Source organism: Nocardiopsis sp. JB363, from assembly GCF_900143625.1.
Lineage (GTDB): Bacteria > Actinomycetota > Actinomycetes > Streptosporangiales > Streptosporangiaceae > Nocardiopsis.
Window position 1 is genome coordinate 63,302 of record NZ_FRFF01000200.1, and the last position, 24,533, is coordinate 87,834.

The 24,533-nt window shown below is 69.4% G+C and carries 20 protein-coding genes and 1 riboswitch; of the genes, 9 read left to right on the forward strand and 11 right to left on the reverse strand.

Annotated features, from left to right (window positions below; translation table 11 throughout):
- The first annotated feature begins 28 nt into the window (after positions 1-28).
- A complete protein-coding gene (locus tag BQ8420_RS30240) occupies positions 29-499 on the forward strand; it encodes a DUF3291 domain-containing protein (RefSeq protein WP_087103792.1) in 471 nt (156 codons plus the stop codon).
- Here BQ8420_RS30240 and BQ8420_RS30245 read toward each other — a convergent pair.
- Complete coding sequence (locus BQ8420_RS30245) at positions 471-800, reverse strand: hypothetical protein (protein WP_087103794.1); 330 nt, start codon at positions 798-800, stop codon at positions 471-473. The genes BQ8420_RS30240 and BQ8420_RS30245 overlap by 29 nt on opposite strands.
- A gap of 140 nt (positions 801-940) precedes the next feature.
- The gene (fabI, locus tag BQ8420_RS30250; RefSeq protein WP_087103795.1) at positions 941-1,735 is read right to left on the reverse strand and encodes an enoyl-ACP reductase FabI; all 795 of its coding nucleotides are present in this window, start codon (positions 1,733-1,735) and stop codon (positions 941-943) included.
- 446 nt (positions 1,736-2,181) lie between these two features.
- Between fabI and BQ8420_RS30255 the strand changes: the two genes are divergently transcribed.
- Positions 2,182-3,528, forward strand: a complete 1,347-nt coding sequence (locus BQ8420_RS30255; RefSeq protein ID WP_087103797.1) for an SGNH/GDSL hydrolase family protein — start codon at positions 2,182-2,184, stop codon at positions 3,526-3,528.
- An 87-nt stretch (positions 3,529-3,615) separates the two neighbouring features.
- Here the strand turns inward: BQ8420_RS30255 and rocD are convergent, their stop codons facing one another.
- The gene (rocD, locus tag BQ8420_RS30260) at positions 3,616-4,890 is read right to left on the reverse strand and encodes an ornithine--oxo-acid transaminase (protein ID WP_087103800.1); all 1,275 of its coding nucleotides are present in this window, start codon (positions 4,888-4,890) and stop codon (positions 3,616-3,618) included.
- A gap of 369 nt (positions 4,891-5,259) precedes the next feature.
- On the opposite strand from rocD, the gene BQ8420_RS30265 reads away from it, so the two are divergent.
- From BQ8420_RS30265 to thiD, 3 genes are all read left to right on the forward strand, one after another.
- Complete coding sequence (locus BQ8420_RS30265) at positions 5,260-6,921, forward strand: acyl-CoA synthetase (RefSeq protein ID WP_087103802.1); 1,662 nt, start codon at positions 5,260-5,262, stop codon at positions 6,919-6,921.
- A 397-nt stretch (positions 6,922-7,318) separates the two neighbouring features.
- Entirely contained in the window at positions 7,319-8,245 is a 927-nt protein-coding gene (locus tag BQ8420_RS30270; RefSeq protein WP_087103804.1) for a DUF368 domain-containing protein, read from the forward strand.
- Positions 8,246-8,312: 67 nt separating this feature from the next.
- Positions 8,313-8,411, forward strand: a riboswitch (TPP riboswitch).
- Positions 8,400-9,203 (forward strand): bifunctional hydroxymethylpyrimidine kinase/phosphomethylpyrimidine kinase, encoded by an 804-nt coding sequence (gene thiD, locus BQ8420_RS30275; RefSeq protein ID WP_087103806.1) that lies wholly within the window; start codon positions 8,400-8,402, stop codon positions 9,201-9,203. Its footprint overlaps the riboswitch before it by 12 nt.
- 100 nt (positions 9,204-9,303) lie before the next feature.
- Here the strand turns inward: thiD and BQ8420_RS30280 are convergent, their stop codons facing one another.
- Entirely contained in the window at positions 9,304-10,722 is a 1,419-nt protein-coding gene (locus BQ8420_RS30280) for a sodium:alanine symporter family protein (RefSeq protein ID WP_087103807.1), read from the reverse strand.
- Positions 10,723-10,940: 218 nt separating this feature from the next.
- On the reverse strand, positions 10,941-11,195 hold the full coding sequence (locus tag BQ8420_RS30285; RefSeq protein ID WP_087103809.1) for a DUF6457 domain-containing protein: 255 nt from the start codon (positions 11,193-11,195) through the stop codon (positions 10,941-10,943).
- A gap of 215 nt (positions 11,196-11,410) precedes the next feature.
- Between BQ8420_RS30285 and BQ8420_RS30290 the strand changes: the two genes are divergently transcribed.
- Positions 11,411-12,607: a glycosyltransferase family 1 protein gene (locus BQ8420_RS30290; RefSeq protein WP_087103811.1), complete on the forward strand. Its 1,197-nt coding sequence runs from the start codon at positions 11,411-11,413 to the stop codon at positions 12,605-12,607.
- Positions 12,608-12,769: 162 nt separating this feature from the next.
- Here BQ8420_RS30290 and BQ8420_RS30295 read toward each other — a convergent pair whose 3' ends face one another.
- Positions 12,770-14,104 (reverse strand): pyridoxal phosphate-dependent aminotransferase, encoded by a 1,335-nt coding sequence (locus BQ8420_RS30295; RefSeq protein WP_087103813.1) that lies wholly within the window; start codon positions 14,102-14,104, stop codon positions 12,770-12,772.
- 149 nt (positions 14,105-14,253) lie between these two features.
- Between BQ8420_RS30295 and BQ8420_RS30300 the strand changes: the two genes are divergently transcribed.
- The gene (locus BQ8420_RS30300; RefSeq protein WP_087103815.1) at positions 14,254-15,204 is read left to right on the forward strand and encodes a LysR family transcriptional regulator; all 951 of its coding nucleotides are present in this window, start codon (positions 14,254-14,256) and stop codon (positions 15,202-15,204) included.
- Positions 15,205-15,289: 85 nt separating this feature from the next.
- Here BQ8420_RS30300 and BQ8420_RS30305 read toward each other — a convergent pair whose 3' ends face one another.
- The 3 genes from BQ8420_RS30305 to BQ8420_RS30315 form a co-directional block, all read right to left on the reverse strand.
- Positions 15,290-15,619: a hypothetical protein gene (locus BQ8420_RS30305; protein ID WP_087103817.1), complete on the reverse strand. Its 330-nt coding sequence runs from the start codon at positions 15,617-15,619 to the stop codon at positions 15,290-15,292.
- Positions 15,620-15,739: 120 nt separating this feature from the next.
- On the reverse strand, positions 15,740-16,960 hold the full coding sequence (locus BQ8420_RS30310) for a glycosyltransferase (RefSeq protein ID WP_087103819.1): 1,221 nt from the start codon (positions 16,958-16,960) through the stop codon (positions 15,740-15,742).
- A gap of 52 nt (positions 16,961-17,012) precedes the next feature.
- A complete protein-coding gene (locus BQ8420_RS30315; protein WP_087103836.1) occupies positions 17,013-17,906 on the reverse strand; it encodes a DMT family transporter in 894 nt (297 codons plus the stop codon).
- A 426-nt stretch (positions 17,907-18,332) separates the two neighbouring features.
- On the opposite strand from BQ8420_RS30315, the gene BQ8420_RS30320 reads away from it, so the two are divergent.
- The gene (locus tag BQ8420_RS30320) at positions 18,333-19,931 is read left to right on the forward strand and encodes a beta-N-acetylhexosaminidase (protein ID WP_087103821.1); all 1,599 of its coding nucleotides are present in this window, start codon (positions 18,333-18,335) and stop codon (positions 19,929-19,931) included.
- Between the two features lie 49 nt (positions 19,932-19,980).
- Here BQ8420_RS30320 and BQ8420_RS30325 read toward each other — a convergent pair whose 3' ends face one another.
- Together BQ8420_RS30325 and BQ8420_RS30330 are read right to left on the reverse strand one after the other, a co-directional pair.
- The gene (locus BQ8420_RS30325; RefSeq protein WP_087103822.1) at positions 19,981-21,234 is read right to left on the reverse strand and encodes an alanine racemase; all 1,254 of its coding nucleotides are present in this window, start codon (positions 21,232-21,234) and stop codon (positions 19,981-19,983) included.
- 104 nt (positions 21,235-21,338) lie between these two features.
- A complete protein-coding gene (locus BQ8420_RS30330; RefSeq protein WP_235006572.1) occupies positions 21,339-22,304 on the reverse strand; it encodes a glycerophosphodiester phosphodiesterase family protein in 966 nt (321 codons plus the stop codon).
- A 300-nt stretch (positions 22,305-22,604) separates the two neighbouring features.
- Between BQ8420_RS30330 and BQ8420_RS30335 the strand changes: the two genes are divergently transcribed.
- On the forward strand, positions 22,605-24,008 hold the full coding sequence (locus tag BQ8420_RS30335; protein ID WP_087103826.1) for a hypothetical protein: 1,404 nt from the start codon (positions 22,605-22,607) through the stop codon (positions 24,006-24,008).
- Positions 24,009-24,533: the final 525 nt, after the last annotated feature.

Sequence of the window (24,533 nt, forward strand, 5' to 3'; positions counted from 1 at the left end):
ATCACAGGGTCCATTTGAAGGAGACCCCATGAGTACCCTGCTTCGTCGCCGATCCTCCTCCGACCACTCCCGCCCCGCCCAGAACCGCTTCCGGGCCGAGCGACCGAGCCGTGCCGCCGGGCCGGTCCTGGTCGAGTACCGGGTGATCACCGGCGAGCCCGCACACCTGAAGGTTCTGGCGCGAGCCCTCCGCGAACGGATCGAGGACCACATGGGCCACCTGGGAGAGGTCCACTTCCGCCACGAAGAAGACCGCATCCGATGGGTACACCTGTGGCACGACGCCACCGACCTGCGGTCCTTCGTCGAACGGACCCACGACGACCTGCTCGCCTACCGCCGGGAAAGTGGAACCTTCCCCACCGTGGAGCGCACCCTGTGGTGGTCCACCGCGGGAACGGAGACCACCCTGGATGAGGCGGCCGGTCGGGCCGTCCACCTGCGCGAGCACGGCCCCCGCCCGCACGCGTTCACGCTGGCGTCCCCGGTGCCGGCCTGAGCCCGGCAGTTTCCTCCAGGGAGGAGATCCACCCGTCCACGAAGCCCTCGTGCGCCGACGTCTCCGCCCTCCGCCGCTCCCGCTCACCCTCGACCGGGCAGCGCTCGGCCCTCACCCGATCCAGCGTGAGGGCCGGAAGCCGTACCGCCAGGGCCCACTCCGTTTCGGTCACCCACCTCAGGTCGCGGCCCTGATCCAGGAACACTTCGGATACCCGCTGGATCCGCCCCAACCGGGCCCGGTCGACGTCGTCGAGCATCACGTCCACCACGAACGAGTCCTCGAAGAACGCGATCGTCACCCGAGGGTCGATCGAGGCCTCCGCCTCGTCCGCCTTACGCCGGTATCGATGCTGACCCGCAGTGGCTCGGGGGATTCCGGCACGAGCAGCCGCCTTGCCGCGTGGGGGATGGGGGACCCTCAGCCTAGCGTTCGGGTCCCTCAGCCGTCCTGGGTCTCGGCGGGGGCCAGGGGGGCGCCCATGGCGTGGTAGCCGCCGTCGACGTGCAGAACGGTGCCCGTGATGGCCCGGGCGGCGGACGACATCAGGAACAGGGCGGGGCCGGCGACCACCGTCGTGTCCTTGGTGTCCCAACCCAGCGGGGAGTTGTCCCCCCAGGAGTCGGCGATCCGGGAGAAGCCGGGGATGGACCCGCCGGCGAGGGACTTGATCGGGCCGGCGGAGATCGTGTTCACCCGGATGCCGTCCGGACCCAGGTCACGGGCCAGGTAGCGGGCCGAGTTCTCCAGGACGGCCTTGGCCGAACCCATCCAGTCGTAGACCGGCCAGGCGACACTGGCGTCGAAGGTCAGCGACACCACACCGGAACCCTCGGGGGCCCTGGCGAGCAGGTCGCGCATGCCCACGGTCAGGGCGGCCAGGGAGTAACCGGAGATGTGGATCGCCTTGGCGACGTCCTCCCAGTCGGTGTTGAGGAAGTTGCCGCCCAACGCGGACTCGGGGGCGTAGGCGATGGCGTGCAGCATCCCGTCCACGTGGTCCCAGTGCTCACCGATGGCCTCGGCCGTGGCCTTGATCTGCTCGGGGTCGGTGACGTCCATCGGCAGCACCGCGACCGGTTCCTTGGGCAACCGCTTGGCGATGCGCTCACAGATGGAGAAGGCGCGGCCGGGCGGGTTCGTCAGGATGACGTCGTGGCCCTGGTTCATGGCCTCCTCGGCGATCGCGTAGGCGATGGAGGACTGGGTGGTGATACCGGTGATGAGCAGGTTCAAGAGGTCCCCTTGGCGGTTCGGTGGCTGGCAGTGGAAACGTATCGGCGTACCGGCGGTTTTTCAGTCGTGGAAGCCGACAAAGATTCCCACCCCGGCTTTGGTGACGCGGCCCGCGCCGGTGGAGGGAGAGGCCGGACACACCGGCGAAGCCGCGGTCCGTACGAGTGAGCCAGAAATCCGCGCCGATTCTTTGTGGTCTTCCACGGGTGACCGGAGGGGTGTGGTGCGGGCAGAGTCGTAAGGGCGCCTCCCTGGCACGGACTCGGGGCGTCCCAGCGGGCTTGGCCGCCGCTGGGGCGCCCCGTCATCACACGCCCCCGAGTCAGGGGCCTGCTCCCCGAACGAGCCCGTCCCCCGGCCGGCTCACGGACGTAATCCGCACGAATCACCGCGGGTAGGCTGGCTGCTGGACCACAGGCCCGAGTACACGCGGGAGGCTAGCGGCCGTGTCATCACGTGACGGTGAGCCGGACGTGCCCGAAGGGACCCCCGGCCCCGATGACGACGGCGCCGCCGAGGAGAACGCTCCCTCCGAGGTCCACGACCTCCCCGAGGTGCCGGGCGCCGGCGCCAACGCCTTCGACATCGAGGACGCCAGACCCCCCGAACGCCGTCGTCGTCGCCGTTCCAAGGTCACCGTGGTCGTCGCGGCCGCCCTGGTGATGGTCATGGTCGTCATGGTGGCCGTCCCCACCACCCGCAACGGGCTCCTGAACCTGTGGTGCGACGTCACCGGCGGGGTCTGCCCCGGTGAGGCGCTGCCACCGATCACCGAGGACGAGGAGATCGACTGGCGGATAAGCGTGGAGCCGGACGAGGCCGCGTTGTGGGGCAACTACGTGTCGCTGGGCGACTCCTACTCCTCCGGTGACGGCGCCGGCGACTACGACCCCGAGACCGCGGAGCCGGGCGAGTGCTGGCGTTCGGAGAACGCCTACCCCAACCTCATCGAGCAGGAGTTCGACTTCGAGGGCGCTCTGGGGTTCTACGCGTGCAGCAGCCACCGGGGCGCGCAGATGCTCGAACAGATCGGCACCCCCGAATCCCAGATCGAACGCGTCACCGAGAACACCTCGCTGGTGACCGTGGGCATCGGCGGCAACGACCTCGGGTTCATCCCGGTACTGCGCACCTGCATCGTGCGCATGCCCCTCTTGGAACGGGGCGGCTGCACCGCCCAGGACGCAGAGGTCGAGGAGAAGATGGACGAGTTCGAGGAGATCCTCACCGAGGTGCTCACCGAGATCCGTGACCGTGCTCCCGACGCCCGCGTCCTGGTCCTGGGCTACCCGCGGCTCTTCCCGGAGGAGCCGCCCGGTATGTACTACACGCTCTCCAACAGCGACCAGCTGTGGCTGAACACCGTCGCCGAGCGGTTCAACGACCGCATCCGAGACACCGCCTACCGGGTGGACGGCGAGGTCTACGGGTCCCGCCAGGTCGGCAGCGTGGAGTACGTGAACGTGTTCAGCTCGCTGACCGGCCACGAGGTCAGCGCGGACGACGCCTGGCTCAACGGCATCGTGCTGGGTGAACTGGGCGAGGGACTGAAGGTGGACCGTGCGAGCTTCCACCCGACCGCCGAGGGTCAGCGGTCGATCGCCGAGCGGGTGCGCCTACAGATCATGGAGGGTCCCGAACGGGTGCTGTACCAATCCCGGGACCGTCTGGAGAGTGTGACCCCGGAGAAGCTCACCAGCGAACTCGGAGGCCCGCTGGACCCGGTGCACGTTGAGGGTGAGGGCGAGGGTGACGAGGAGGCCGCCGACGCGGACTCGGGCCCCGAGTCCTGACCACGTTCCCGAGGCAAGGGTCCGGTACACCGGACCATGAGGGGGCGGGCCAGCGACGTCGTCGACCGCCCCGCCCCTCTCTGATCGCTACTTCTTCTCGGCCTTGAGTTCGGCGATGACCTCGGCGAAGCGATCCAGACCCCAGTTGAGGTCCTCTTCGGAGATCACCAGGGGCGGCGACATCCGCACGGTCGAACCGTGGGTGTCCTTGACCAGGACCCCGTGCTCGGCGAGCCGCTTGCACAGCTCCTTGCCGGAGGCCAGTTCCGGGTCGACGTCCACACCGGCCCACAGGCCGATGCTGCGCGCCGCGACCACCCCGTCACCGACGAACTCGTCCAACCTGGTCTTGAGGACCTCGCCGAGCTTGCGGGCGTTCTCCAGGTAGGGACCCTCGCTGAGCATGTGCACGACCGTCTCCCCGACGGCGCCGGCAAGCGGGTTCCCGCCGAAGGTGCTCCCGTGCTGGCCGGGCTGGATGACGCCCAGCACGTCCTCGTCGGCGACCATGGCCGACACCGGCAGGATGCCGCCGCCCAGGGCCTTGCCGAACAGGTAGGCGTCGGGGACCACCCCGGTGTGCTCACAGGCCCGGATGGTGCCGGTGCGACCCAAACCGGCCTGCACCTCGTCGGCGATGAACAGCACCCGGTTGTCGTCGCAGATCTCCCGGACCCGGGGCAGGTAGTCGGCGGGCGGCACGACCACGCCCGCTTCGCCCTGCACCGGTTCGATGAGCACCGCGACGGTGGTGTCGTCGACGGCGTCCTCGATGGCCTTGGCGTCCCCGTAGGGCACGGAGCGGAAGCCGGGCGTGTAGGGGCCGAAACCCGTCTTCGCCTCCGGGTCGGAGGAGAAGGAGATGATGGTGGTGGTGCGTCCGTGGAAGTTGGCGCCCGCCACGACGATGGTCGCCTGGTTCTCGGGAACGCCCTTGACCTCGTAGCCCCATTTGCGGGCCACCTTGATGCCGGTCTCCACCGCCTCGGCGCCGGTGTTCATCGGCAGGACCTTCTGCTTGCCGACCATGTCGGCGAGGGCGCTCACCCACGGTGCGAACCGGTCGTTGTGGAAGGCCCTGCTGGTCAGCGTCACCCGGTCGAGCTGGGCGTGCGCGGCGGCCAACAGGTCGGGGTTGTGGTGGCCGAAGTTCATGGCCGAATATCCGGCCAGGCAGTCGAGGTACCGCTTGCCCTCCACGTCCGTCACCCAGGAGCCACGGCCCTCGGAGATCACGACGGGAAGGGGGGAGTAGTTGTGTGCGGATCTCGCCTGGGCGAGTTCGATGTGGTCCGCGCTGGAGAGTGCCTGTCCGTCGGGGTTTCCGACAGAGTCCTGCTGTCCCAGGTTCTGGGTGGCCATCTAGCCGCTCCGATCACCATTGACCGATGTCAGACAGTAGATACCCACCGTGGGGCCGGGTAGAGCCCCCGCGGCGGGATCCCCAGAATTTGAGCAGATAATCCGGTGAGCACACAAGAGGTGGCCGACATCACCGCGCGGAACCGACGCCCGAAACTCACGCGTAACTTATGCCGGTACACCGTCTGAGCGGGACTCTTCCGAGCCCCGGTCACAAGGGGGTCACAGGCATGGTTGCGCAGGTGACGCGGTACACAGCCCTCACCACGATCAGCTCGGTTTCCGACGGGTACGGTCGCCGTACAGTCACAGCCGCCGCGAGCACCCTTGCCGGGGACGGCCGTCACACCACGTCAGGGAGGACCAGTCGTGCCACACGCGTCTTCGGATACCCCTTTCTCCCTCGCGGGACTGATGTCGGCGGTGGCCGCGGCCGTGCCCGAGCGGATCGCCCTGGTCGCGGGTCCTCGTCGGCTCACCTACCGCGCCCTGGACGAACGTTCCACCCGGCTGGCCCGGCACCTGGTCGACTCGGGTGTGCTCCCTGGTGAGAACGTGGCGATCCTGTCGTTCAACCGGGCCGAGTGGATGGAGTCGTTCCTCGGTGTGCTGCGTGCCGGCGCGGTGCCGGTCAACGTCAACTACCGGTACGTGGCCGGGGAGCTGCGACACGTGCTGTCCGACTCGCACGCGGTGGCACTGATCGCGGAGGACTCCCTGGCCGCGACGGTGACGGCCATCCGACCGGACCTGCCGCGACTGCGGCACGTGCTGCTGCTGGCGGACGGGACCGAGCGCACCGCCGACGGGGTGGACTACGAGGCCGCCCTGGCTCCGCGGGTCGAGGGGGCCGCCGCTCACGAGAGCGCGCTTCCCACCACCGGCGGAGACGACCACTACCTGCTCTACACCGGCGGCACCACGGGCTACCCCAAGGGCGTGCTGTGGCGGCAGGCCGACGTCTTCCGCGCCGCGGTGGAGCGTCGCTCCCCCGGCACCCCCCGTGCCCGCACCCCCGAGGACGTCGCCGAACGCGCCGTTCGCTGCTTCCCCCAGCGCATGCTGGTCCTGGGCCCGCTCATGCACGCCGCCGGACAGTGGCACGCGTTGAGCATGCTGCTGTGCGGAAAGCGCGTGGTGCTGTCCACCGACCGCAGCTTCCGCCCCGACCGCGTGCTGGAACTGGCGCACCGCGAGGGCGTGCACGCGCTCCAGCTGGTGGGCGACGCGATGGCGCGCCCGCTGGCCAGGCACCTGCTCACCGAGCCCGAGCTGTGTCCCGACCTGACCTCGGTACGTTCGGGCGGTACCCCGTTGACCCCGTCGGTGCGCAACCTGTGGACGGCCTGGCGCGAGGACGTGACCCTGGCCGACTCCTACGGGGGCTCGGAGACGGGTGTGTGCGGTTCGGCGACCGCCCCCGACGAGGCGGCCACGGTCGCCGACGCCGGCGACCGTCGCAGCTTCACCATGGGCGGCAGCATCTCGGTGCTCGACGACGCGTTGCGTCCACTGGAGCCGGGGTCACCGCAGGTCGGACGGATCGCGCGGACCGGGCGGATCCCGTTGGGCTACTACAACGACCCCATCGCCACCTCCCGCACCTTCCCCACCGACGCCGAGGGGCGACGTTGGGCGCTGTCGGGCGACTACGGGACCCGGGCCTCGGACGGTTCGATCGTCCTGCTGGGCCGGGGCAGCGTGGTCATCAACACCGCCGGGGAGAAGGTGTACCCCGAGGAGGTGGAGGCCGTGCTCAAGGCCCACCCGTCGGTGGACGACGTGATCGTGGTGCCCGCGCCGGACGAGAACCTCGGCCAGCGGGTCACCGCTCTGGTGTCGTCGGCCCCCGGGTACGCCCCGGACGAGAAGGCGCTGCACGCCCACTGCCGGGTTCTGTTGGCCGGGTTCAAGGTGCCGCGGACGGTGCACTTCGTGGACCGGGTCCAGCGCACGGCCGTGGGCAAACAGGACTACCGTTGGGCCGCTTCCGTGGCCGATCAGGGTGCCCCCAGCCCCCAGTCGCGGTGATCCACGGGGGACTCCCGTGGGTCCTACGGCCCCTTCCCGAGTCATCCCGCGATTCGGTCTCCGAGTCGACATACGACCCAGCAGCCGAAACAGGGTTTCGGCGCCCTCTCGACGTCTCCAGGACAGCTCCGGGACGCCTCCCGCCCTCTCCGGCGACGCTAGAATGGCCACACCCGGCCCGGGGCCCGCGGTCCCCTTCCCCCAACGTGCGGCCGGAGCGACGAACCTCGGCGCGGGATCCGGGATCAGACCGCGACAGCGGCCTTCCTCATGGACCGCGCCGATCAGCACCCCTTTGACCTGTCGGTCCACCGTGTGAACGGAACCGACGGCACCATCAGGACGGAGGACGGCGCCCCCTACCCCGGAAGTCCCTTCCGGGACCGCGCCCGACAATATGGCCAACTCAGTAGGCTCCTACATCTTCAACGCGGTGCGCGGCGGGGCCGTGGGCACCTCCGAAGCACTTCCCGGCATCAGCGGTGGCACCGTCGCGCTCATCGTCGGCCTCTACGACCAGTTGATCGGTGGCGCGGGCCACATGGTCAGCGGGATCAAGCGCTACGTCACCGACGTGCCCCGTGGCCGCGGCAAGGACCGCGCCAGGGAACAGTTCCGTCAGGTGGAATGGTCCGTCCTCGTCCCCGCCCTGGTCGGCATGGCGGTGGCCCTGGTGGGAGCGTTGCTGCTCATCGCCCCGCTGGTCGAGGAGTACACCCAGTACGCGTACGCGATCTTCTTCGGGCTGGTGCTCGCCTGTCTGTGGATCCCCTACACCGGCGCGGGCAAGTCCTGGAAGGCCGGGCACTACCTCCTGGCCCTGGTCTTCGCCGTACTGTCGTTCTTCCTGACCAGTCTCCCCGGCGCCAATCTGCCCCCGCACCCGGTGGTGGTCTTCCTCGTCGCCTCGGTCGCGATCTGCGCGCTGGTCCTGCCGGGCGTCTCCGGTTCCTTCATCCTGTTGGCCGTCGGCCTGTACACCCCGTCCAAGGACGCGTTGGAGAACCTCGACTTCGTCTACATCGGTGCCTTCGCCCTCGGCGCGCTCACCGGTCTGGCGCTCTTCGTGAAGGTCCTCCAGTACTTCCTGGAGAACTTCCACCACTTGACCCTGGTGGTCCTGACCGGCCTGATGGCGGGTTCACTGCGCGCCCTGTGGCCCTGGCAGAGCGAGGACCGGGAGATCCTCGCCCCCACCGAGGTCCCGTTGACGGTCGCCCTGATGGTGGCCGGTTTCGCCATCATCGTCGTGTCCATCCTGTGGGAGCGCCGCAAGCGGCTCCAGCGTGAGGTCGAGGCCGGCCACGAGAGCGTCTCCGTCTGACCCTTAGAGTCGTACTCACAACCACATACCGAGTCGGGGTCGAGCGAGCGCTTCACAGCGCTCCGACCCCGACGGCGCGGGGTGCCGGGGAAACGAACCGGCTGAGAGCACACCCGTCGAACCTGCCCTAGTTCGTACTAGCGAAGGAACGCCCATGAGCGTGTACAACGTCGTGTCCATCGCCGGAAGCGACCCCAGTGGGGGCGCCGGCATCCAGGCGGACCTGAAGTCCTTCTCCGCCCACGGAGTCTTCGGGATGAGCGTGGTGACGGCGTTGACCGCCCAGTCCACGCGCGGGGTCACCGGGGTTCACGGTGTCCCCGCCTCGTTCGTCGTCGACCAGATGGACACGCTGTTCGAGGACGCGACCGTCCACGCGGTCAAGGTGGGGATGCTGGGCACCGCCGAGGTCACCGAGGCCGTGGCCGCCGCGATCGATCGGCGCGGATTGTCGAACGTGGTGGTGGACCCGGTGATGGTCGCCAAGAGCGGTGACCGGTTGCTGGAGCGTTCGGCGATGGAGGCGCTGCGCAGCGAACTGCTGCCGCGCGCCGACCTCCTCACTCCGAACCTGCCGGAGGCCGCCGACCTGCTCGACGAGGAGGAGGCCACGGACCTGGCCACGATGCGGGCCCAGGCGGAGAGGCTTCTGAAGCTGGGGCCGCGTCGGGTCCTGCTCAAGGGCGGGCACCTGCCGGGGACCGACAGCGTCGACCTGCTGGTCGACGGGGAGTCCGCCCCGGTCGAGCTGAGCGCCACGCGCGTGGCGACCCGCAACACCCACGGCACCGGCTGCACCCTGTCCTCCGCGATCGCCGCGCTGATCCCCCAACGCCCGGACATGGCCACCGCCGTGGCCGACGCCAAGACCTGGCTGACCGAGGCGCTGCGCCGCGCGGACGAGATCGACGCCGGCGGCGGCCAGGGCCCCGTGCACCATTTCCACGTCTGGTGGTAGCGGGCACGGCCACCTCTGGTGGTGAACACACGAAAGGGAGACCGGCCCGTGCGGACCGATCCCCCTTCGCGTTCGCCCCGTGTCGGGGTCCGTGCGTCGGCTAGCGCCGGACGTCGTCCATGGTGATGTCCGGGTTACGCCAGTCGGGGTGGCCGAAGAACCTCTTGGTCTCGGCCACGACGACAGGGGACAGCAGAAGCAGTCCCACCAGGTTCGGCAGCGCCATCAGGCCGTTGGCGATGTCGCTGAACAGCCAGACGGAGTCGAGGCTGGCGACCGAGCCGATGAAGATGATGACGATGAAGATGAGGCGGTAGGGCAGGACCAGCTTGCGACCGCCCAGGAACTCCACGCACCGCTCGCCGTAGTAGGCCCAGCCGAGCAGGGTGCTGAAGGCGAAGACCGCGACGGAGGCCGCGACGATGTAGGCGCCGGCCGCACCGAAGCCGGGGCCGATGGCGCCCAGGCCCTCGGTCATGGCCTGCGAGGTCAGCAGCGAACCGTCCTCGGCCTCGTCTCCCTGCCACACACCGGTCACGATGATGACCAGGCAGGTCATGCTCACCACGATGATGGTGTCGATGAAGGTCTGGGTCATGGAGACCATGGCCTGACGGACCGGCTCCTTGGTCTTGGCCGCGGCGGCGGCGATACCACCGGTGCCCAGACCGGACTCGTTGGAGAAGATGCCGCGGGCGAAGCCCATCTGGAGGGCGAGCATGACACCGGCACCCGCGAAACCGCCGACGGCGGAGGTTCCGGTGAAGGCGTCGGTGAACACCATCTGGAACGCGGGCAGGAGCGACTGCCAGTTGGCGATGAGCACGACGATGCAGATGCCGACGTAACCGATGATCATGATCGGCACGAGACCGGAGGCGACACGACCGATGCTCTTGATGCCACCGAGGATCACTCCGCCGGCCAGGATCATCAGAGCGAGACCGATGACCCACGGCTCCAGCGGGGTGACGCTGCTGACCTGCTGGGCCACGGTGTTGGCCTGGGTGCCGTTGCCGATACCGAAGGCCGCGATGGCACCGAAGACCGCGAAGGCCACACCGAGGAAGGTACCGAGACCACCCTTGATGCCGTTCTTCAGGTAGTACATCGGGCCGCCGCTCTGCTCGCCCTTGGCGTCGGTGCGGCGGTACTTCACCCCCAGGAGGGCCTCGCTGTACTTGGTGGCCATACCGAAGATGCCGATGACCCACATCCAGAACAGCGCGCCCGGGCCACCGACACCGATGGCCAGTGCGGCGCCCGCGATGTTACCGACACCGACGGTGGCGGCGAGCGCGGTGCTCAGTGCCTGGTAGTGCGAGATGTCGCCCTCGACGGAGTCGTCCTCCTTGCGGCGGACGAGGGCGAGCCACAACGAGTGCGGAAGCCTGAGCAGCTGGAGAAGGCGCAGCCTGATGGTGAGGAAGACACCGACACCCAACAGCAACGGAATGAGGACGAAGGGCCCCCAGATGATGCCACTGATGATGTCGGCCATCTCAAGGAGTTGGTCCACAGGGGATCTCCCTTTCGGTGTGTGCGTGGGGCCGAGGGAACCGGGAGTGGAACAGGTGGACCGTTGTTCGCGGAGTCACATCGGCACAGATGGGCGCATTTCGATATCGGCAAAGAATGGCACTGACGCGTAACGAACGAATCACGTGTGTTCGACATGCGCGTTGCGTCGTGCGGGCGTCGCCGTCAGCGCGCCTTGGACCAACCGAGAACGGACCTTCAGTCCGTTTTGTCGTCCTCGGCGTGGGCCAGCGCGAGCCTGCTGAGCGCGGCCGCGGCCTCCTCCGGGTCCGCTCCCCTACCGACCGCCACACCCAACAGGTAGGTGGTGAGCGGCGCCGCGGGGCGGGCGACGGAGTGCGCGGCGTCGCGGGCCAGGTCGAGGATCCGATCGACGTCGGCCTTCTGGAGCGGCTCGCTCCCGGACAATCGCAGCTCCTCGAACACCCGCTCCGACCATTCCACTAGGGTCACCGCTCGACTCCTCAACGTGTGTCCTGCACTGTTTCCGACGATCATGGCCATCCCGGTGTCACGCGACGGCCAGACGACCGTACACGCCTCGTCACCGTCCGCTCGTCGAACCCACCCCCTTCCGACGGGGCGGGTTCTCTCGGACCCGGGGCCCGGTTCACCCTCCGAGCCTAGCGTTGGTAGTGGCGATATTCCGGCGTTGGGAGCCCGCTCGCATGTCCCCCATCATCCCGCTCATCGACACCTCCCCCCTGACCCGATCGGGCCGCCCCCTCCGGGTGGCCGTCGTGACCGAGTCGTTCCTGCCCCAGGTCAACGGGGTCACCAATTCCGTGTGTCGGGTGCTGGAGCACCTGGCCGCCGGGGGCCACCAGGCCGTGGTGCTGGCGCCCGGTCGCGGACCCACTTCGTACGCCGGGTTCCCGGTGGTACGACTGCCTGCCGTCCCCCTGCCCGTGTACCGGGACTTCGCGGTGGGCCTGCCCCTGCGGCGGGCGATGACCGCCGCCCTGCGCGCCTTCGCCCCCGACGTGGTCCACCTGGCCTCCCCCACCTTCTTCGGTGCCGCAGCGGTGGACGTGGCGCGACGTTGGGCGTTGCCGACCGTGGGCGTGTTCCAGACCGACCTGGCCGGTTTCGCCGGTCGGTACGGTCTGCCCGGGACCGAGGCGCTCTGGTCGTTGCTGCACCGCGTCCACTCGGCGGTGGACCGCACCCTGGTGCCCTCCTCCGCCACGATGGAGGCGTTATCGGGCCGTGGGTTCCCCCGGTTGGCCCTGTGGCGACGCGGGGTGGACACCGACCGGTTCCACCCCGACCACCGTTCCGAGGAGCTGCGGCGCCGTCTGGCCCCCAACGGCGAGACGCTCGTCGGCTATGTGGGCCGACTGTCCAAGGACAAGCGTGTGGATCTGCTGGGCCACCTGGCGCGCCTGCGCAACGTCCGGATGGTGGTGGTCGGTGACGGCCCCGACCTGGTTCGTCTGCGCCGGATGCTGCCCGACGCGATCTTCACCGGCCGGCGCACCGGCCAGGACCTGTCCCGGCTGTACGCGGCGCTGGACGTGTTCGTGCACACGGGGGCCGACGAGACCTTCTGTCAGACCGTCCAGGAGGCGCTGGCGTCCGGGGTCGCGGTGGTGGCCCCCGCCGCGGGTGGCCCGCTGGACCTGATCACCGACGAGCACAACGGGTTGCTGTTCGCGCCCGACTCGTCGCGTGAGCTGAAGGTGGCGGTGGGCCGACTGGCGCACAACCGCGGGGTGCGCGAGCCGATGCGGGCCGCCGCCCGGCCATCGGTGGAGCACCGCACCTGGGCCACGGTCAACACCGAACTCGTCGCGCACTACCGGTCCGTGATCGCTCCCAGCCGGGAACTGGCCGAGCGGTCGGCGCAGACGCAGGGCGCTTGACCCACAGCGGCCGTGACCCCGCAGCATCCACGGACCCCTCGGCGTCGCGGGCCCCGAACATGACGAACGGGCCCCTCCCCGGGAGAGATATGGGGAGGGACCCGTCGGTTGTGTCCGCCGCGCCCCCTTAAAACGCGGCGGCCACAAGCTGTGGGGGTCGGGTCAGTTCACCGACCGGGCGACCTCGCGTCGCACCGGGATGACCTTGGCGGCGTGGCCCTGACCCACGTCCAGCAGGCCGCCGAGCACCTCGGTGAGCCGATCCAGGTGGGCGCGGATCCACGGCAGCGCCAGCGGGTCGTGGGCGGACAGGGCCGCGTAGCGACGCTCCTCGGAGTCTCCGTAGAGCAGGCTGGTGGCGACCCGCATGCGCAGGGTGTCGGTGCTCTCCCCGAACTCGACGGCGGGCAGGACGCCCATGCCGTACCGCTCCAGCAGCAGCCCGGTGAGTTCGGGCCCGGTCGTGACCCCGTGCAGGGCGTGCAGACGTTCCCGGACCGGTTCGAAGTCCGGGTAGAGGTAGAAGGCCGCACTGGGTGCGGCGACGTTCGCGCCGGCCGCGGCGAACACGTCGGTGACGGCTCCGGCGACGATGCCGTGCAGGCGACGGCTGCGGTCGATGTGGTCGACGAGCTCGGTCGGTTCGGCGAAGGCGTGCGAGGCGGCCTCCTGCACCGGCGCGGCCGGGCTGGACCAGATCTCGCTGGCCACACCGAGCAGTCCGCCGCGCAGCCGGTGACCGATCTCGGAGTCGGGCAGGCGCAGGACACCGATCCGCCAGCCGCCCAGGGCCAGGTTCTTGCTCAGGCCGGTGGAGATGACGGTGCGCTCGGGCGCGTACTCGGCGGGACTGTGCACGACGACACGGTCCTCGCCGTCGGCGTCGAGGTGGACGACGTCCCGGTAGATCTCGTCGGAGATGACGATGAGGTCGAGTTCGCGAGCGACCTCGGCGAGCCGTCGGACCGTCTCTGCGTCGGCGACGGTCCCGGTGGGGTTGTCGGGGACGGTGACGACGACGGCGTTGACGGTGCGGCCCTGCTCGCGGGCGTCGGTGACGGCGGCGTGCAGCAGGTCCGGCTGGGGTACGCCGCCCTGGCCGGTGGCGGTCGGCACCATGATCGGGCTCTGACCGAGCAGGCGGCTCTGCGCGGCGTAGCTGACCCAGCTGGGCGCGGCGATGGCGGTGTCGCCGCCGATTTCGAGAAGAAGGCTGTAGAGCAGGGGCTTGCTGCCGGGGCCCGCGATGACCAGGTCCGGGTCGGTGGGTAGACCTCGACGGCCCCAGTACCCGGCGGCGGCCTCGCGCAGCGCGGCCGAACCGGCGACGGGCCCGTAGGCGTTGGCTCCGTTGCCCGCGGAGAGGTGGTCGCGCATGACGGGGTGCACGGGAAGACCCGCCTCGCCGAAGCCGAGTGGAAGCACACGCACCCCTTGGCGGCGCTTCTCGTTGAGAGCTTCGTTGACGGCGAGAGTGGCGGACACAGTGACGGTCATGGGTGACTCATCTCCGATATGGACGTTAGGCGATGGGTCAGCCTCTGAGCTGCTGTTCCACTCTTCGTCTGACCTCTCGCCCTCCACCCTGCCCAGGAATCGTCATCAGTACAAGCGCGGCTTTTTGATGCTGAGCGTAAGATGTCCTTATGCTTGATCTCCATCGCCTGCAGTTGCTGCGTGAATTCAGTGTTCGGGGCACGATCGTCGCCACCGCGAGCGCCCTCGGCTACACCCCCTCCGCGGTCTCCCAGCAACTGGCCACACTCGAACGGGAGACGGGCGTGGCACTACTGGACCGTTCTCCACGCGGTGCGGAGCTGACCGACGCCGGACGGCTGTTGGTGATCCAGGCCGAGGAGATCCTGGCGATGGTCGAGGCGGCCGAGTCGGTCCTGGCCGAACAGGCGGACGTGGCTTTGGGAGTGGTCACCGTCACGGCCTTCCCGACCGCGGCGGTGGCGTTCGCGCCCGAGTTGGCGCTGCCGTTGCGTCGGCACCGGGGCATGCAGCTGGTGCTGCGGCAGACGTTGCTGGCCACCGGGACGCAGAAGGTGCGCTCCCGCGAGGTCGACATCGCGATCGTCGACGACTGGACCGGCAAGCACCCGGGGCGAGGAGCGGACAGCGGACTGCGCCACGTCCACCTGTTGCGGGACCCGATGGTGTTGGCGGTCCCGGAGGATCACCGGCTGGCGGACCCGTCGTACCCGCTGGTGTTGGATCGTCTGCTCAACGAGTCGTGGATCGTGGCGCCCGAAGGCGAGCGTTCGCGTTACGGCACCGACACACTGTTCGCGGATGTGGGCGGCCTGCCCGCCGCCACCTGGGAGTTCGAGGGGCTGGGCACGATTCTGAGCCTGGTGTCGAAGGGCATCGGGATCGCCGCGGTCCCGGCGTTGGCGATGGTGGGCGCACCGGCGGGGCTGGTCTACCGGAAGCTGCCCTCACCCCCGGCCCGGCACGTGTACGCGGTACTGCGGCCGGCGTCGCTGCGCAGGCCCGCGATGCGGGTGACCCTGGACGCCCTGCGGCAAGCGGCCCGCGGCGTGGAGGACGAGATCGACCCGCTCACCACCAAGGACGAACCCACCATGTGACGGCGAGGTACCGGCCCGTACACGTCGAACGCGACACGTAGTGGACGTGTCGCGTTCCTTGGTCGGTTGTCGGGAACCCGTGCTCTCATGCGTCGTGCGCTCTTCGGCGCATCTTGTCGATCTTGCGTCGGATCCGACGACAGACGTGTCGGGCCCGGTCACGGTCGTCGCGGGCGTCCCACCAGCGAGCGTAGGCTTCCAGTCTTCTCTTGCGAAGGGACTCCAGCTCGGCCTCCATCCGGTTCACCCGGTGCTCCAAGTCGATCCGCTCTCGTTCGAACGACGACATGTCGCGCTCGTGGAACCCCGCCTCCCGTTCGGCACTGAGCAGCCGATCGGTGAGGCCTTCGGTCGCGTTACCACTCTTGGCGTTCCGGCCGAGGCCTGCCTGTCCACTGATGCCTTCGAACCACACAACCTCTGGTGTTTCCTGTATCGCCCGAACATCACCGTTGGCCACGCAAAGAATACGGAAAGTGGCATTAGGTGCTTTTGTCGCATTTCCGGAAGGCGCCTCCCGACGGGCACCGCTCGCTCAGGCGACCAGGGAACGCTCCCCCGCCACACCGACCGCACCCCATCCGCGCAGCCTCCCGTACACCCGCTCGAACCGGTCCAGCGACCGGTGGTGGTCGTGTTCCAAGGCCACCTCCCGGCTCGCCTCCCCCAGCTTCTCCCGGTTCGGTCCGAGCACCGTGAGCAGCCGCTCGGCCAGCACCGCGTCGTCCCCCGGCGGGAACAGGTAGCCGTTGTGCCCCTCCGAGACCAGGTGCGGCAGGGCCATCGCGTCGGCCGCCACCACCGGCAGCCCCGTCGACATGGCCTCCAACGTCGCGATGCTCTGCAACTCGGCCACGCCGGCGATCGCGAAGGCGTCACCCGCCGCGTACACCGACGGCAGCTCCTCGTCCGGCACGAACCCCAGGAAGAACACCCGGTCGGCCACCCCGAGCCGGGCCGCCAGCGCCCGCAGCTCATCCTCGCGTTGCCCCGTCCCGGCCAGCACCAGCTGTACGTCCCGCTCCGGCACGATCCTCGCCAGGGCCCGGATCGTTTCGTCGATCCGCTTCTCCTGGTCCAGCCGCCCCACGAACACCACCGTGTCCCGGTCCGGCAACCCGAACCGGGCACGCGCACCGGCCCGATCCGTCGACGGGTGGAAACGCTCCAGGTCGATCCCACAGGAGATCGCCTCGACCTCGCGGGCGAACCCCTTCTCCCGCAACAGCGCCGCCGCACGCGGGGTCGGCGTGGTCACGTGGTCGGCCGCCATCGCCACCCGCACCATGTCCCGCCAGGCGGCGGCGCCCGCGGCCCGCCGCATCGAGTGCGGCACCCGGGCGTGCGCGTACAGGTTGTCCGGCATGAAGTGGTTGGTGAGCACCACCGGAACGGCCACCGAACGCGCCCGCCGCAGCACCGAGCGACTCAGGGTGAAGTGGCTCTGGATGTGGACGACGTCGGGGTCCAGGCGGCGCAGGAGCCGGGCGATGTGCCCGCCCATGCCCAACGGCAACGCCGCCCGCATGTCCGCTTGGAAGGGAATCGGGGCGGACCTGAGTCTGTGCTCGGTGACCCTCCCGTTCACCCTCACGTACGGTTCGCCCCTCTCCGAGGGGCACACCACGTGCACACGGTGTCCCCGCTCGGCCAGCCCCTCCGCGAGACGGTGGGTGAAGTACCCGGCGCCGTTGACGTCGGGCGGGTAGGTGTCCGACGCGATGAGCACGCTCAGTGGACGCTCGGAGTGAATCATGGTGGGAACTCCTTCGTTCGACGTGGCGGTGCTCGCGACGGTCGCCGTCGGTTCAGCGGTTCCGGGTGCGAGCGATGGTGGTCGTGGAAGCGCGGGGGTCGGCCTCCGGATTGCGGTTCCGGGAACGGGCCAGGCTCACCGTGCCCAGCACCGCCAGCACGGCGAAGAACGCGGCCGCGGTCGCCGTCACCGGGGTGTCGGGCACCCCCTCCCCCAGGAGGAAGACGCCGATGCCCACCCCGACCACCGGGTCGGCGATGAGCAGGGTGGCGTAGGCGGCGGCGAAATGACCTGATCGGTAGGCGTTCTGCAACAGCAGGGCGCCGAACACGGCGGTGACGACGGCCAGCACGGTCAGCCAGCTGAACAGGCGCACCGGGTCGGCCATGGTGTTGGCGGACACCACCCGCGCCAACCCGGAGGTGGTGCCGAGCGCGGCACCACCTGCCAGGGCGAGCGCGAGCGCACGCGCGTTGCTGGGCATCCACTGGGCGGTGACGTACACGAGGACGCCCACCCCGATGACGCACCCGGACAGCCACAGGGCGGTTCCGTTCGACATCACGGGGGTCTGCCCACCGTGCGGGAACAGCCACAGGACACCGACCAGACCCACCATGACGGAGGTCCCGGCGAGGATCTGCGAGACCCGCACCCTCTGACGGTTGAAGAACGCCGACAGCACGATGGCGAACAGCAGTCCGGTGACCCCGATGGGCTGGATGATGGTCAGGGGCGCACCACTGAGGGCGATCAGGTGCAGTGTCGCGCCCAGCACGGCCGCGCCGCTGCCGAGCAACCACCGGGGTTGGCGCAGCAGGTGCAGGAGGAAGCCCGCGCGAGCGACTCTCCCTCCGGGGGCCCGGACGGCATCGCGTTCCTGCATCGCCGAACCGAACGCCAGACTGAAGGCGCCCGCCACCGCGATCAACACGTGCCAGACCATCAGCGGGTCCGGCACGGTCGGCGCGGAGCGCCACCGCGCGTCCCTGGTGTCATCGACGACATCCCCGCCTCCTCCGGCACTCTGTCTCCATCCGCGTCCGTTCGGAAACCGGATACGGTCACGACCGTACGGAACAAGGCCGTGACCAGGCCATGGGGCCGCCCCCCGTCCTCAAGGTGGTGTCGGCACCCCCTCCATGTGCGGGCATTCCCTACCCTCGGGGTCCGCACGCCCCGTCGTTTCGGCGATGCGCTCATCGGCCCCCTCGTCCCTACGTCTGCCGCGATCACCGGTGTCCTAAGAGTCCGCGCGGGTCAAAAGTCGGTATGGGGTGATTGGACCTTTCGACACCGACCCCTTGGGTCCGGGAGTGGATTCGTGACAGGATGTCCGATAGTGGTCTAGACCGGATAGGAGCAGTGCCTCGTGCCTGACAACCCCCGCAACTCCCCCGTCTCCCTCCTCCCCCGCCCCGGTGAGGTCACAGCCGACGGCTCGGAGGGCCTGGCACTCGACGCCGCCACCCGCATATCCGCGGACCAGGCCGCCGGGCCGACCCTGACCTGGTTGCGCCGCGAACTCGGCGCCGCGACCGGGCTTCCCCTCTCCATCGGCCACGAACAGGACGCACGGATCCGACTGAGCGTGGACCCCACCGCGGGTCTGGGCGAGGAGGGCTACCGGCTGATCGTGGACACCGAGGGAGCCATCGTCGTCGGCCACGACCCCGCCGGTGTCTTCTACGGGGCACAGACCCTGCGTCAGCTCCTGCCCGCCGACGCCTACCGCGACGCACCCGTGGGCGAAGCCTCCGACCGTTGGAAGCTGCCCTCCGTGCGCGTCACCGACGCCCCCCGTTTCCGTTGGCGCGGGGTGATGCTCGACATCGCCCGGCACTTCCAGCCCAAACGCGAGATCCTCCGCTTCATCGACCTCCTCGCCCTGCACAAACTCAACGTGCTGCACCTGCACCTGAGCGACGACCAGGGCTGGCGGGTCGAGATCCGCCGCTACCCGAAGCTGACCGAGAAGGGCTCCTGGCGCACCGAGAGCCAGGTCGGCATGACCAAGCCCCCGGTATTCGACGGACGCCCGCACGGCGGGTTCCTCACCCAGGACGACATCCGCGAGATCGTCGCCTACGCCGCCGAACGACACGTCATGGTGGTCCCGGAGATCGACGTGCCCGGCCACTCCCAGGCCGCCATCCACGCCTACCCCGAACTCGGCGAGGTCGGCGAGATCCCCGTGGGAACCCGGTGGGGCATCTTCGACGAGGTACTGGCCGTCACCGACCACGTACTCGACTTCTACAAGAACGTCTTCGACGAGCTCATCGAACTGTTCCCGAGCCCCTACGTGCACGTGGGCGGGGACGAGTGCCCCAAGACCCAGTGGAAGAACAGCGAGTCCGCTCAACAGCGCATCCGTGAGGAGGGCCTGGCCGACGAGGACGAGCTGCAGAGCTGGTTCATCCGTCGGCTCGGCGACCACCTCACCGAGCGCGGCCGCCGCCTGCTGGGCTGGGACGAGATCCTCGAAGGAGGGCTCGCGCCGGGCGCGACGGTGCTCTCCTGGCGAGGCGAGGAGGGTGGTATCGCCGCCGCCCGCGCCGGCCACGACGTCGTCATGGCCCCCACCGCCACCTCCTACCTGGACTACAAGCAGTCCGAGAGCCCGGACGAACCGGTGCCGGTGGGCACCCTGCTGCGGGTGGAGGACGTGTACGCGGGCGACCCGGTACCGTCCGACCTCACCGAGAAGGAGGCCGAGCACGTCCTGGGCGCCCAGGTGAACCTGTGGACCGAGCACATCGACACGCCCCGTCGGCTCGACTACATGGTGTTCCCCCGCTTGTCGGCGTTCGCCGAGAAGGTGTGGTCGACCCACGAACGCGACTACGCCGAGTTCGAACCGCGCCTGGTGCACCACCTGGGTCGCCTGGACGCCGCCGGAGTGGAGTACCGCCCGATGGACGGCCCCCGCCCCTGGCACAGCCGCCCCGGCGTCCAGGGCTGGGGCTAGAGAGCGTCTTTTCGGGCCTCCGCCGGCGCTTCGGTGCCGGCGGAGGCACCTAGAAGTAGGTGGCGGTCGCGTCGACCACCCGGTCGTCGTCATCGATCACCGGGATCACCTGCCAGCGGTCGAAGGCCGTGCAGGGATGGGAGATACCGAAGGAGAACAGGTCGCCCGGGCGCACACGCAGCCCGTCCGGGATCCTCAGGTAGGCGTGGTGGTCGTTGAGGTCGAACACCTCCACCCCCTCGGCCGGGACCACGGTGCCGTCGGTGCGGCGCAGCACCCTTGGGATCGGGAACCCCTGGTCGTGGTTGGCCTCACGGCGACCCATGCCGACGATCGCCAGTCCCTCCTCCGGGACCGAGGTGACCTGCGCCCACAGTTCCAGGGCGCCGGAGAGGCTCTCCGGTCCCTCGGGCAGCCGGTTGTAGGGAGTGGTGCGCTGGTACAGGCCGTCGTCGTGGGCGACGTAGGCGCCGCTGCGCAGGATCGGCAGGACGTCCTCGCGTCCGCCCAGCGCCTCGGCGACCAGGTCGAACCAGGCGCTGCCGCCCACCGACAGCACCGGGCGTGTCGGCCCGTGTTCTCCGGCCAGGGCCGCGGCGTCGCCGAGGAGGTCGTCGAGGAAGCCCCGTACGCCGTCGGCGTCACCCAAGGGCCCCTCGTATCCGGCCACCCCGGCCGTTTCCAGGCCCTGGGCACTCGCGACCTCGCGGGCGACGGCCAGCACGTCCTCTCGGGTCCGGCAACCGGTGCGACCACCCGGAACGCCGCGTTCGATCAGCACCCGGAGCGGTCGTGCGCCCTCACGCATCGTGCCGTGCGGTGCGACGGCCTCGGAGGCGACGGCGACGCCCTCCGGCGAGTCGACGTAGAAGAGGAACTCGAAGTCGGGGTCGGTGTCGAGTTCGGCGGCCGCCCAACGCAGCACCTTCGGGTCGAGCAACTCGTTGGCGAGCAGGATCCGGCGCACCCCGAAGCGGTGGAAGTCCAGTACCTGGTTGGCGGTGGCCGCGGTGATCCCCCAGGCGCCCGCGTCGAGCTGGCGCTGGGTGAGCACGGGTGACATGGCGGTCTTGCCGTGCGGGGCGAACAGGAGCCGGTGGTCGCGGGTGAAGTCGGCGAGCGCGGCGATGTTGCGGTCCAGGGCCGAAGCGCGCAGCACCATCAGCGGCCAGGTGAACGGACCGGTGAACAGGTGGTCCTTTCGGGCGGCGAACTCGTCGAGGGTGACGGGTTCCCCCGGCCACCACAGACCCTTCGTGCGCCAGTCGACGTACTCGGTGGGAATGGTCAGCCGTTCACTCACGTGGTCTCCGCTTCGTGGCCGGGCCCGGTGCCGGACGGCGAACACCGCCCGGCACCGGAGAGTTCGTCACCGATCATCCCATCGGTGCGCCTTCCCAGGAAGCCTCAGGAGACGAGCTCCACGGACTCCCCCGACTCCTCGGAACCCGGGTCGGAGACCGGGTCGGTGCGGCCCTCCAGGAACTCGTCGATGGCCCGGCGTCCGGTCTCGGGGAAGTCGGTGATGAAACCGTCGACACCCATCTCCAGGACGCGCCGCATCCCGTCGGCCTCGTTGATCGTGTACGGCATGATCTCCAACCCGGCGTCCTGGACGGCCGCGACGTAGTCGGCGTCGATGGATGTGTGGTTGGGGTTGATCATGTGCGCCCAGTCGTGGTCGGCGATCTCGTCCTTCGGGACGAGACCGAGCAGGCCGTGCGGCACGGACGGCAGCAGGCTCTTGGAGTGTTCGGTGGACTCCCAGTCGAAGCTCTGGATGACGAGTCGGTGGGGCTCACCGGGCGCGTTGGGCATCAGCCAGTGCGGGCTGCGCGCCAGTTCGACGGAGACCTGGTGCTCGATCCCCGGGTACAGGGAGGGTTCCTTGACCTCCAGGAGCAGATTCATGTCGAGCTCCTCCAGTCGGTCGAGGGCCTCCCGCAGGGTCGGGACGGGTTCGCCGGCGAACTCGTCGTCGAAGGAGGAACCGGCGTCGAGGCGACCGATCTCCTCCATGGTGAAGTCGCCGACGTCGTAGGGCGCCCGGTCGGGGAACACCTCGGCGACGTCGGTGGTGCGCTCCAGAGTCGTGTCGTGCATCACGACGATCTCTTCGTCCGAGGTGAGTTGGACGTCGATCTCCACGGTCTCCGCGCCGAGTCGGTGTCCCTCGTCGATGGCGGCGAGGGTGTTCTCCGGCGCGGTGCCGGCCGCCCCTCGGTGGGAGACGGCGATGAGCGGGCGCGTCGGCGCCGTCTGCTGTGGTGGGGTGGCCGCGTTCTGGTGGACGCGCCGCACTTCGATCGGCTCGTGATCGTTCCGCACGAGTGTGGACGGGTCCGCGAGCGCGGGGCTCACGAGAACGGACATCGAGAACGTGACTGCTCCGACAACGAATCCGATGCGATGGTGCACCGGGCCTCCCATGTACGCGTGGATTGGCCGACTGCCCACTCAGGGTGAGCGCGCATGGTGACCAGTTGGTGACCGTACGCAGAGCAGCCGATGATCCGCCGCCCATCTTCTGGTGGACCGCACCAGACGACCGGCGAATCTCACCCTATGAATGCATTTGGCTACTTCATGTCCGATTTTTGACCATGAATACCCTCGATAACTACTGAGAGTCCTGAAATCATCACTGGTAGTAGTCGATGGGAAGGAACTCGCATGCGCAAGCACCAAACGAGGTGGGTCGCGCTGTTCAGTGCCGCCGCCATCTCCACATCGGGACTGGTGGGCCTCGCCGGGCCCGCCGCGGCGGATGAGGATACGAAGGCGCTCAGCTGGCCCGTCGTCAGCCAGGGGGTCTCCTCCTACAGCCTCGACGGGTACCGGATCGCCTACCTGCCACCGGGTCTGGACCGTTACGGGATCAACGCCAACTCCACGACCGACCGCCAAGGCGACAGCCGGTCCCAGCTCTCGTGGGTTCAGGGACCCGACCAGCTCTACGGTCGGGTCGCGGTCCTGCGTTCGGAGAACCTGCAGGAACTCGACGACCTCAGGAGCAGCCGCTACAGCCACCTCGCGGATTCGAGCCTCGAAGAGCTCCCCGAGAGCGAGACGTTCGAGCACGGCGCCTACCTGGCCGAGGAGACCGGGGACCTGTTCTGGTTGGCGAGCCCGGGGGTCGCGGTCACCACGCACCTCCAGCCCGACCGGTGGGAGAGCGACGAGCTGGTCCGGATGGCCGAGTCGGTCGCCGAACCGGCGGCCCCGGCGACCCCGGTGACAGAGGAGGCCGAGGAAGCCGAGGCTCCCGAGGAGAAGACCCCGGAGGAAGAGACGCCGCAGGACGAAGTACCGGAAGAGGAAGCGCCCGAGAACGAAGCCCCGGAAGACGCGACCCCCGAGGACGAGGCACCCGTTGAGGACGCCCCGGCCAACGAGGACGCCCCCGAAGAGGCCCCGGAAGACGACGTGACCCCGCAGGCTCCGCAGGACGAGGCTCCCGAGGAGGACGCCACCGACGAGGAGACCACCGAGGAAGAGGGCGCCGACACGGCCCCGGTCGACGAGGTCTCCGACGAGACCCCCGCAGAGGACGCGGACGAGGACGGTGCCCAAGAGGCCGACCTGCCCGAGGCCACTACCTCTCAGGAGGCCAAGACCTGTCTGGTCGAGCACTTCGTGGACCTGGAGTCCGGCTCCACCGACCTGGACCAGGAGCAGATGGCCCCGGCGAGTCAGGAGTTCGTCGAGCAGGCCCTGAACGCGGACGACCTCGATGAGGCCGACCTCGACCGCCTGCTGGCCACCGCCTGGTACTACGGCGACGAGTCCGACAAGGTCGCCGCGATCGACGAGTGCGCCCAGAGCCTCGGCATGGGAAGTGACGAGGTGGAGGACGCGATCGCCGAGGTCGCGGACCAGATCGGCGCGTTGGTCGAGGAGGCCGGCGAGGCCATGGCCGAGGCGATGGACCAGGCCGAACAGGCCTCCACCGACGCGCAGGACGCCGCCGACACCACCGACGCCGCCTCCGCCGACATGGAGGACCCGGTCGGCGCCGAGGAGTGGGAAGAGCTGTGGGACTCTCTGCCGTGGAGCATCCCCGCCGAGACCTCCTGAACGGGGCGCGCTTCGAGTAGCGGCGCGCGAAGCGGACGGAGCCGAGGCTCCCCCGCGACACATGCGACCCGGGGCCGGTGCCCGCATCCACCGGCCCCGGGTTCTTTGCCGCACGGAACACTCTGCTGCGCGGAACACCGTGCCGCGCGAAACCGACCCCCACGGCTTTTCGGTCCACACATATCCGGCTCACCTCTGGGGCCACATTCGGACAAGCCTTTTCCATCGGCCCTCCCGGCTCCACCCCGCCGGCCCGCGCCTCCCGCCCGACCGGCGTGGGCGCACCGCCTCCGAATCTGTCACCCTCAGCGATACTTCGACCACTGATCGATTCTTTTCCGGAATCTCCCGGGAGAAGACGGCAAGAAAACCGGAACTGAGGTCCTTGGGCCCGAATCGCCCGAACGCCCGGCATTCGTGCCAAGGCATGATGTACCGTCGCCCACGTCCGACCGACACCTCGATCCGATGCCACGGCCCCCATCGCGGCACGCACCCCCGCCGTGCCCTACCCCGGGCCGGCCC